The sequence below is a fragment of the Leucobacter sp. NPDC077196 genome (assembly GCF_040687075.1).
GTDB lineage: Bacteria > Actinomycetota > Actinomycetes > Actinomycetales > Microbacteriaceae > Leucobacter.
On sequence record NZ_JBFBML010000001.1, the window covers coordinates 116,843 to 126,887 of the forward strand.

Annotated in this window: 7 protein-coding genes and 1 tRNA gene; 7 read left to right on the forward strand and 1 reads right to left on the reverse strand. The window is 65.9% G+C overall.

Annotated elements, in window-relative coordinates; all coding sequences use genetic code 11:
• The first annotated feature begins 3 nt into the window (after window positions 1-3).
• From mtrB to raiA, 4 genes are all read left to right on the forward strand, one after another.
• Entirely contained in the window at window positions 4-1,704 is a 1,701-nt protein-coding gene (gene mtrB, locus AB0O71_RS00475; protein WP_363740659.1) for an MtrAB system histidine kinase MtrB, read from the forward strand.
• The gene (locus tag AB0O71_RS00480; RefSeq protein WP_363740661.1) at window positions 1,701-3,380 is read left to right on the forward strand and encodes an LpqB family beta-propeller domain-containing protein; all 1,680 of its coding nucleotides are present in this window, start codon (window positions 1,701-1,703) and stop codon (window positions 3,378-3,380) included. Before mtrB ends, AB0O71_RS00480 begins: the two co-directional genes overlap by 4 nt.
• A gap of 112 nt (window positions 3,381-3,492) precedes the next feature.
• Entirely contained in the window at window positions 3,493-4,233 is a 741-nt protein-coding gene (locus AB0O71_RS00485) for a phosphoribosyltransferase family protein (RefSeq protein WP_363740663.1), read from the forward strand.
• 96 nt (window positions 4,234-4,329) lie between these two features.
• The gene (gene raiA / locus AB0O71_RS00490) at window positions 4,330-4,959 is read left to right on the forward strand and encodes a ribosome-associated translation inhibitor RaiA (RefSeq protein WP_363740666.1); all 630 of its coding nucleotides are present in this window, start codon (window positions 4,330-4,332) and stop codon (window positions 4,957-4,959) included.
• Window positions 4,960-5,031: 72 nt separating this feature from the next.
• Here the strand turns inward: raiA and AB0O71_RS00495 are convergent, their stop codons facing one another.
• Entirely contained in the window at window positions 5,032-5,772 is a 741-nt protein-coding gene (locus AB0O71_RS00495) for a polyprenol monophosphomannose synthase (protein WP_363740669.1), read from the reverse strand.
• Window positions 5,773-5,970: 198 nt separating this feature from the next.
• Here AB0O71_RS00495 and secA point away from each other — a divergent pair, with 198 nt between their 5' ends.
• The 3 genes from secA to AB0O71_RS00510 all read left to right on the forward strand — a co-directional run bounded on the left by secA (window position 5,971) and on the right by AB0O71_RS00510 (window position 9,840).
• Window positions 5,971-8,706, forward strand: a complete 2,736-nt coding sequence (secA, locus tag AB0O71_RS00500; protein ID WP_363740672.1) for a preprotein translocase subunit SecA — start codon at window positions 5,971-5,973, stop codon at window positions 8,704-8,706.
• Between the two features lie 62 nt (window positions 8,707-8,768).
• Window positions 8,769-9,728: a thioredoxin domain-containing protein gene (locus tag AB0O71_RS00505; protein ID WP_363740675.1), complete on the forward strand. Its 960-nt coding sequence runs from the start codon at window positions 8,769-8,771 to the stop codon at window positions 9,726-9,728.
• Window positions 9,729-9,764: 36 nt separating this feature from the next.
• A tRNA-Thr gene (locus tag AB0O71_RS00510) sits at window positions 9,765-9,840 on the forward strand.
• The last annotated feature ends 205 nt before the right edge of the window (window positions 9,841-10,045 follow it).

Sequence of the window (10,045 nt, forward strand, 5' to 3'; positions counted from 1 at the left end):
GCTATGACGCGCCCCCGCCGTTCCCGCATCGTGACCGCTCTGCGGCGGGTTCGACTGCGCTGGCTGCGCTTTTCGGAACCGCTGCTCGGCCGCTTTCGCGCGCGCTGGCGACGATCTCTGATGGTGCGCACGATGACGGTGACCGGTCTCGTCACCGGCTTCATCGTGCTGACCGCCGGCCTCTTCATCCTCGGAAGCGTCGCGAGCGACCTCTACTCCTCGCGGCAGGAGCAGGCGCTGCAAGACTCCGCGCGTGCGACGCTCGCCGCCCAGCGCCAGATCGATGCATCCGACGCGTCGGATCGGGGCGCGCTCTCGACGCTCGCCGCGTCAGTACGTCGCACGGTGCGCGACACCACGTCGAGCCAGATGGTCTATCTGCGCAGGCAGGCCGGGCAGGAGGCATTCGCCGATGCGCCGCCGCCCTCGTTCACAAGTTCCTTGCTGCCCGAGGCCGTCACTCCCGAGCTCTCCCACGCGGTCGAAGACGGAACGGCGGCCCAGTACTGGCAGGCGGTCACCTTCATCGAGGAGAACGGGTCGCCATCCCCGGGCATCGTGGTGGGGTCGAGCGTCACCTTCCCCGCCGGCGCGGGTACGTACGACCTCTTCATCGGCTACAACCTCGCCGATACGCAGGACACGCTGTCGTTCGTGCAGCGCACGCTCCTGATCACCGCCGCGGCGATGATGGCGTTCATCGGAATCCTCGTTTGGATCATCTCGCGAATTGTGTTCCGTCCGATTCGATCCGCGGCCGCTGCCAGCCGTCGCCTCGCCTCTGGCGAGAGCGACGCGCGGATGCCACTGCAGAACGATGAGCACTTCGACGTGCTCTCGGAAGGCTTCAACGATATGGCCGAAACACTGCAGATGCGCATCCAGGAGCTCGATCAGCTGTCTGAGATGCAGCAGCGCTTCGTCTCAGACGTCTCGCACGAGTTGCGCACGCCGCTGACGACCGTGCGCTTGGCCAGCCAAGTGCTCCAGAGCAGCACCAATGGACTCGAGCCAGGGCAGCAGCGCGCCGTGGAAGTGCTCGGAGGCCAGATCGACCGGTTCGAGACGCTGCTCGAAGACCTGCTCGAGATCTCCCGCTATGACGCCGGCCGGGTCACGCTTGAAACGGAGCCGACGAACCTCGTCTCGCTCGCGACCGACGTGGTCGATGGCCTGCAGCCGCTTTCGCCCGGCATCATCGAAGTGCGAGCGCTGGGCGGGTACGCGCCGATCGACGTCGATGCGCGCCGGATCCGTCGCATCGTGTCGAACCTGGTGGGCAACGCCATCGAACACGGGGAAGGCCGCAGCATCGTGGTCTCGATCGATTCCAACGCCTCCGCGATCTCGCTCTCAGTGCGCGATTCGGGCATCGGGATGCGGGAGGAGGATCTCGCGCACGTCTTCGATCGATTCTGGCGGGCCGATCCGTCGCGAAAGCGCACGCTCGGCGGCACCGGCCTCGGGCTCGCCATCGCGCAGGAGGACGCAGCGGTGCACGGGGGAATCCTGGAAGCCTGGTCGCAGCTCGGCGTCGGGACGAACTTCAGACTCACGCTGCCTCGGGGTGACGGCATCACGAACTTCATGTCGCCGTTGCCGTTGGTTCCCGACGATGTTCCGAGCGAGCAGCGCGATCCTCAGGCAACGGGTGGCTGGTTGCGGCGCCCGGGCCGTCGGATCAGAAAGGAAGGCCGAAAGTGAGTCGATCCCGCATCCGCTCGAGAGCGCTCGCGCTCGTGACCGTCGTCGCCGCCTCACTCCTGCTGAGCGCGTGCAACGCGATCCCGAGTTCCGGCCCGGTGCAGGTCGGCGCTCAAGATCTGCAGCAGGCCGAGCAGCCGGTGCAGTTCAACGCGGCCGGCCCGGCCACCGGTTCGTCGCAGGAGGACGTTGTGCGTGGATTCGTGCTCGCCGCGGTGTCGAGCGCCGACGATTACGCCACGGCGCGCGAATTCCTCTCACCCGAATATGCGAAGCAGTGGGACCCCGCTTCCAACGTGCTCATCGACGACGGCAGCCGACCGTTCACCGCGAACGATGACGGATCGGGCACGCTCGAAATCTCAGCGCTTGCCAAGGTCGACGGAGAAGGCTTCATGCTGCCCGTCGAACCGGGAGCGAACACGGAGCTGCGGTTCGAACTCGATCGCGTCGGGGGCGAGTGGCGCATCTCATCGGCCCCGAACGGCATCATTCTCGATACGACGACATTCACGGCGATCTGGGCGCCGCATCAGCTCTACTTCGTGGGGCCCGGGGCCATCATGGTTCCCGAGACACGGTGGTTCATGACGCGATCCGCCTTGCCGACCGAGATCGTCAGTGCGCTCCTGGCCGGCCCGGGAGAACGCATGTCGGGGGTGCTGCACAGCGGCTTTCCCACGGGTACGACACTCGTGATGAATTCGGTGCCGATCGAGAATGGCAGAGCGCAGATCGACCTCTCGGGAAACCTGCTCGAGGCTGGCCCCACGGCGATGGCCGAGGTGGCCCAGCAATTGCGGTTGAGCCTGCAGACGGTGCAGAGCGTCAACGGCTACGACCTGTCGGCCGAGGGCACGCAGATTCGACCCAGCGGGCGCGCCGACTCCGCAGAACCGCGTCTCATCAACGAGATCACCGACCCGGCAGTGCTCGTCGGCGATCAGTTCAGTTCGATCGTCGCGGGCCAGTTCGTCGAGATGCCCGGATTCGCGTCGTTGAGCGACTACGATCCCAGCGCGATCACCCTGAACCCCGATGAGACGGCCGCCGCGATTCGCAATGCTCAGGGCGTCACCCGAGTCGATGCCCTCGGCGTCGTGCCGATCGACGAGCGCCAGGGCTTGCTCGAGCCGATGTTCGACGCGTTCGACTACATCTGGACCGTGCAGGCGTCGGCTCCGCAGACCCTTCGGGTCGCAGCACGCGACGGAGCCGTGGCCGAGATCGCAGCGCCCTGGCTCGCCGGTCGCTCGCCGGTCGCCGTGCGGCTGTCGCCGGATGGAACGAGGATCGCGGCGCTCGTGCCCGACGAGCAGGGGAGCCAGGTGCTCGTCGCCGGTGTCGAGCGTGATGCGAACGGTGTGCCGATCAGCACCACCGATGATGCCGACGTGCAGCTGTGGACCACGGGCTCGCCCGTCGATCTCGACTGGGTGGGGCAGACGCGTTTCGCCGTGCTCTCGAAAGCCGATGCGACGAGCCGAGTCACCATCGGGGGAGTCGGCTTGCTGCCTGCAGAGCAGGGCAGTGTGCAGGGCGGCGTGCAGCTCGCAGGCGGATCGGCGCGCTCGCAATTGCGGGTGCTCAGCTCGAAAGGCGATCTCTATGCGTCGCAGGGGAGTGGTTGGCAGCGGGCGACAACCGGCATCGAGCTGCTCGCGAAACACGGGTAGTGCGGCAATCAGATCGTCGCTCACCGTGAGGGCACGCTGACGGGGGTTCGAAGTTCTCCACCGAACGACGGTCTCGCCTCGGTGGCGCCGCATGCCCGAGGCATGCTGGGGCATGGCAGATTCACCCGCCCGACGGCTGCGCGAGCTGATGCTGGACCTCTCCGCCCTGGTGTGGCCGACCTCCTGTGTGGCGTGCGGCGCCGCTGACCGGGACTGCTGCCGCACCTGCCGTGAGCGGCTGAGCGAGCCGCCCGAGGTGATGTCACGCGAACTCGACGGCGTGACGTGTCTCGCGCGGGGAAGCTACGAGGGTCCGCTCCGCGCCGTGCTGGTGGCTTTCAAACACGACGGACGCGTCGGTTTCAGCGCGATGCTGGGCGCCGAACTGCGCGCACCTCTGCTGAGTGCGGTGCGGCTCGCGACGGAACGCACGCCCCGCGCCCTCCTTGCACCACTCATCGTGACCATGCCGTCGCGCCCCGCCGGTGTGCGAAGACGAGGGTACCGTCATCTCGACGTGCTCGTGGCTGCGGCGCTGCGCGGTCGACGCGCACCCGCGCTGCGGGCCCGCGTGCTGCGCACGACACGGGGCAGAATCGGGCAGGTGGGGCTGCGGGCAGCAGAGCGAGAGCGCAACGCGCGGCGAATCGCCATCAAGCGGAGCGCCCGTCGTCTCGTGCGCGGCCGCGACATCGTGCTCGTCGACGACATCATCACGACGGGCGCGAGCATGCGCGCCGCCCGGGAAGCGCTCGAACAGGCGGGCGCGCAGGTCGCGGTCATGGTCGCTCTGTGCGTCGCCGAACGGCAGGATGCCTCGGGCGTTCCTGCGAAGTCGCGGGTGAAATCTTGATCGGGTGGAAACGCGTCGTGCGAGTGGAGTAGAGTTCGAGAAAGGCGTAACGGTGCGCCAGATGGCACACCCGCCCGAGTATCCAAGGGGGTCACCATGGACGTGAACATCCGCGGCAAGAACGTCGGGATTACCGATCGCTTCGAGAGCTACGTCGAAGCGAAAACGGACAAAGTGGAGGGGCTGCTGCCCCGGGCCCAGGCGTTCCAAGTGAGAGTCTCCAGACAGAGCGACCGGAGCCCTCAACACGGCGATCACGTCGAAATCACTCTTATCGGTCCCGGGCCCGTGATCCGCGCGGAATCCGCCGGAGGGGACAAGTACTCGGCGTTCGATATCGCGTATGGACGAGTGCTCGAACGCATCCGTCGCATGAAAGACAAACGACAGGATCGCCGCGGCCGCGGCCGCACCTCGTTGGCAGATGCTGCAGCGAACGACTTCGAGACCATCGATGTCACCCCTGCGCCCCTCGAAGTGCTCGAGGCCGTCGCCACGGGTGAAGTGCCGGTCGTCGACTCGGAAGAGCAGAACTACTCGCCGGTCGTCATCCGCACGAAGGAGTTCCCGGCGGAGCGCATGTCGACTGAGGACGCCGTCGATCGGATGGAACTCGTGGGTCATGACTTCTTCCTCTTCATCGAAGAGGAGGGCGGGAGCCCGAGCGTGGTGTACCGCCGCAAAGGATGGAACTACGGGGTGATCTCGCTTTCCGAAACGGACTGAGTGCGCCACGAATCGCCGCCGGTTGAGTTGAGCGGAGCGCATCGTCGTCGGGCGGTGTCAGCTCCGTTCCGCTCAGCCGGCGGAGTCGTGTGTGCGGCGCGACTTCAATCCCCAGCGCATCACATTGGCGAATGCCTCGAGCACGATGCCCAGCGACATCTTGGAGCGGCCGTCCACGCGCTCGACGAACGTGATGGGCACCTCTGCAATTGGGCAGCCGAGCCGTTCGAGCCTCCAGGCCGTCTCGACCTGAAAGCCGTACCCCTGCGAGTCGAGTGCGTCGAGGTCGATTCGACGCAGCCAGTCGACCTCGAGGACCCGGAATCCGCTGGTCAGGTCGTGCAAGCGCGAGCGGAGTATCGCGCGGGCGAACCAGGTTCCACCGCGCGAGATCCAGCGGCGGTACATCGGCCAGTTGATGATGCGCCCGCCAGCAATCCATCGCGTGCCGATGACGAGCCCGGCGCCAGTGCGGGCAGCCGCGACAAGCGCCGGCAGATCCTCCGAAAGATGCGACCCGTCGGCATCCATCGCCACGACGAAGCGGTAGTCGCCGGCGATCGCAGCGCCGAATCCGTGCACGTATGCGGTACCGAGCCCGAGCTTGCCAGGGCGATGGTGCACCTCGACACGGGCGTCGCGCGCTGCGATCTCGTCGGCAGCAATGCCGGTGCCGTCTGGGCTGCCGTCGTCGATGATGAGGATATGCGCCGAGGGCAGGTAGCGTTGCACGCCCAGCACCACAGCCGACAGTGATGCGCGCTCGTTGTACGTGGGCAGCACCACGAGCATCTCACCCGCGGATCGCGGCATACCGGCCTTCCCGTTACTGATCTCCGATGCGAGCACCCGCAGTTCGGCGGGTCATGACGTATCGTTCCTCCATATTGGCATCTCCTCAGCCGGGAGTGAGCATGCAATTGCTAAGCTGAGGAGTTGTCACAATTTGACAACGGCGGTGATCCCGAATCATGGGAAACCACACCGCGCCGAACGTACAGGAGAGACAACGTGGCGACAGTTCTCGAGAAGCTTCTTCGCGTCGGCGAAGGGCGCATCCTGAAGAAGCTCGAGCGGCAGGCGAAACTCGTAGCGAATCTGGAGAGCACCTTCGCGGACCTCAGCGACGAGGAGCTGCGCGAGGAGACCACGGAGTTCCGCGAGCGGCTCGACAAGGGCGAGACGCTCGACGACCTGCTCCCCGAGGCGTTCGCGGCAGTGCGCGAGGCGGCGAAGCGCACGATCGGCTTGAACCCGTTCCCCGTGCAGATCATGGGTGGCGCGAACCTGCACCACGGCAACATTTCTGAGATGAAGACCGGTGAGGGCAAGACCCTCGTGGCGACGATGCCGGCCTACCTCAACGCCCTCGCGGGCAAGGGCGTGCACATCGTCACCGTCAACGACTATCTCGCGAGCTATCAGAGCGAACTCATGGGCCGCGTTTTCCGCGCGCTCGGGCTCACGACGGGTTGCATCGTATCCGGCCAGGATCCGGCGATGCGACGCGAGCAGTACAACGCCGACATCACGTACGGCACGAACAACGAATTCGGCTTCGACTACCTCCGCGACAACATGGCCTCCGCATCGTCGGAGCGCGTGCAGCGGGGGCACTTCTTCGCCATCATCGACGAGGTCGACTCGATCCTCATCGATGAAGCTCGTACACCGCTCATCATCTCCGGGCCGGCTTCGGGCGAGGCCAACCGCTGGTTCGCCGAGTTCGCGCGCATCGCGCGCAAGCTCGAGCCCGGCGTCGACTTCGAGGTGGATGAGAAGAAGCGCACGGTGGGCGTGCTCGAGCCCGGCATCGAGAAGGTCGAGGATCACCTCGGCATCACCAACCTCTACGAATCGGTGAACACCCCGCTGATCTCGTTCCTGAACAATTCGATCAAGGCGAGCGCGCTGTTCACGCGCGACAAGGATTACGTCGTGCTCAACGGCGAGGTGCTCATCGTCGACGAGCACACGGGGCGCATTCTCGCCGGTCGCCGATACAACGAAGGCATGCACCAGGCGATCGAGGCCAAGGAGGGCGTGCAGGTCAAGGCCGAGAACCAGATGCTCGCCACGGTGACGCTGCAGAACTACTTCCGCCTCTACGAGAAGCTCTCTGGCATGACGGGTACCGCCGAGACCGAGGCGAGCGAGTTCATGTCGACCTACAAGCTCGGCGTCGTGCCGATCCCGACCAATCGGTCGATGCAGCGCAAGGATCAGCCCGACCTCGTCTACAAGAACGAGGAGTCGAAGTTCGCGCAGGTCGTCGTCGACATCGCCGAGCGGTATGAGAAGGGCCAGCCCGTGCTGGTCGGCACCACGAGCGTGGAGAAGAGCGAGTACTTGTCTCGACTTCTCGCAAAAGCCGGTGTGCGCCACGAAGTGCTCAACGCGAAGAACCACGCGCGTGAGGCGGCGATCATCGCCCAGGCAGGTCGCCTGGGGTCGGTGACGGTCGCCACGAACATGGCGGGTCGCGGTACCGACATCATGCTCGGCGGCAACGCCGAGTTCCTCGCGGTGCAGGAGATGGCCGCGCGCGGGCTCTCGACGGAAGACGATCCGGACGCCTACGAAGCGGCGTGGGACGACGTCTTCGCAGCCGTCAAGGAGACAGTCAACGGCGAGGCGGCGAAGGTCATCGAGGTCGGCGGCCTGTACGTGCTCGGCACTGAGCGCCACGAATCGCGGCGCATCGACAATCAGCTGCGCGGCCGCTCGGGCCGTCAGGGGGACCCGGGTGAGAGCCGTTTCTACCTCTCGCTGGGCGATGACCTCATGCGCCTGTTCAACTCGGGTGCCGCAGCTGCCCTGATGAACCGCGACAGCTTCCCCGACGACCTCGCGATCGAGTCGAAGGTCGTGTCTCGCGCCATCCAGAGCGCGCAGAGTCAGGTCGAGCAGCGGAACGCGGAGATTCGCAAGAACGTGCTGAAGTACGACGATGTGCTCGACCGGCAGCGCAAGGCGATCTACAGCGATCGTCAGCAGATTCTCGACGGCGAAGAGATCGAACCGCGCATCGATGCCTTCCGTCAGCAGACGATCGACGCGATCCTCGACTCCCACGGTCACGATGGCGAGTGGGACTTCGACGCCCTCTTCACCGATCTGCGTCAGGTGTACCCGGTCGGGCTCACCGTGGACGAACTCGTCGCCGAGGCCGGCGGAGCGCGTCGTGTCGATCGCGCCTTCCTGCGCAGGGAGATCCTGTCCGACGCAGAGGTCGCCTACGTCAATCGCGAGGAGACCCTCGGCTCCGAGGCGATGCGCGAACTCGAACGGCGCGTTGTGCTCGCCACCATCGATCGCCGCTGGCGTGACCACCTCTACGAGATGGAATATCTCAAGGAGGGCATCGGCCTGCGCGCGATGGCGCAGCGTGATCCGCTCGTGGAATACCAGCGCGAGGGCTTCACCCTGTTCGAGGGCATGATGGGGCAGATCAAGGAGGAGTCCATGGGGCTGCTCTACAACCTCGAGGTCAAGGTGCGACCCGCCGAGGGTCCGCAGGATCACGTGCACCTGGAAGGCGGCGGGCTCGAGGCCGAGCAGGCGACAGATCAGTCGAAGCTCAGCTACAGCGCTCCTGATGAAGACGGGGCTCCTGCCGTCAGCGGGGCCGAATCGCCGAAGGCCCCGGCAGGCAAGACGGCACCGCAACCGCGCGGCGCATTCGGGCAGCAGTCGGGCAATGGTGCGACCAACCGCGCTGATCGCCGCTCCCCGAAGAAGAAGTAAGGCGCTTGCGCCCTCCGATCTGATCCGTGATCCGCCTCGGCGGACCGACTGAGAGAACATCCATGGCAAACGAGACGAATCCCCGTCCCACCAAGAACGAGCGTCGAGCCCAGGCGCGCGTCGAAGCCGCGGCAGCGCGCGAGCAAGAGAAGAAGCGAGAGAAGCGCAACCGCCTCTTCTTGCAGGGCGGCATCGCCGTCGGTGTGATCGCCGTGCTCGCGATCGTCGCGCTCGTGCTGACGCAGTCGATCAAACCCGCCGGCCCGGGCCCCGAGAACATGGCATCGGGCGGCGCCACGTTCACGAAAGACCTAAAGGTGGTCACCGGCCCCGCACTGCAGCCCGGCGACGAGCGCGTGGCTCCCGAGGTGAATCGCGATGAGCTTCCCGTCGACGTTACGGTCTATTCCGATTACATGTGCCCCTTCTGCGGTCAGTTCGAGCAGCAGTACGGCACCATGCTCGAGAACTACGTGGGAGCCGGGGATGTCGACCTGACGATCTACCCGCTGAACTTCCTCGACAACGCGTCGCTCGGTTCGAAGTACTCGACACGCGCCGCGAACCTGTTCACCTGCGTCGTCGACCAGCAGCCCGATCACGCGTTCAAGCTGAACACCGCGCTGCTCAGCGCTGATGTGCAGCCCGCAGAGAGCACCACCGGACTCACGGATGAGCAGCTCATCGAGCAGGCCGAGGCCGCCGGAGCCGAAGCGACGACCGAGCTGCGCCAGTGCGTGAAGGACCGCACGTTCGCGAGCTTCATCTCCGCGAACTACAAGCAGGTCAGCGAAGAAGGCATACAGGGACTCGCCAAGGGCGCCCAGATGCTGGGCGCCGACGGCGTTACGCTGCAGAGCGCAGATGAACCGCAGCGCCTGGTGAGCACGCCGACCGTCATCGTGAACGGTCAGCAGTGGAGCCAGAGCCGCGACGGCGACCTCGAGTCGTACCTGTTGAAGGTCAAGAGCGAACTCGAGCAGCAGGATTCGTCGAGCGACGAGTCAGCTGACACGGAGTAAGATAGTCGGGGCGGTCGAGCAATCGTCCGCCCCCATGCCGCCTTAGCTCATCTGGTAGAGCAGCGCCCTTGTAAAGCGCAGGTGGTCGGTTCGAGTCCGACAGGCGGCTCCATTCGCTTCGCTCGCTGCGCCGCGAGTCGGCCTGCGAACCGACTCCGATGTCGCGGGCTCCATCGGCTCGCCGCGCGCAACGCTGACGCGTTGCTCAGGGCGCGGCGGGCAAGTCCGACAGGCGGCTCCATTCGCTTCGCTCGCTGCGCCGCGAGTCGGCCTGCGAACCGACTCCGATGTCGCGGGCTCCATCGGCTCGCCGCGCG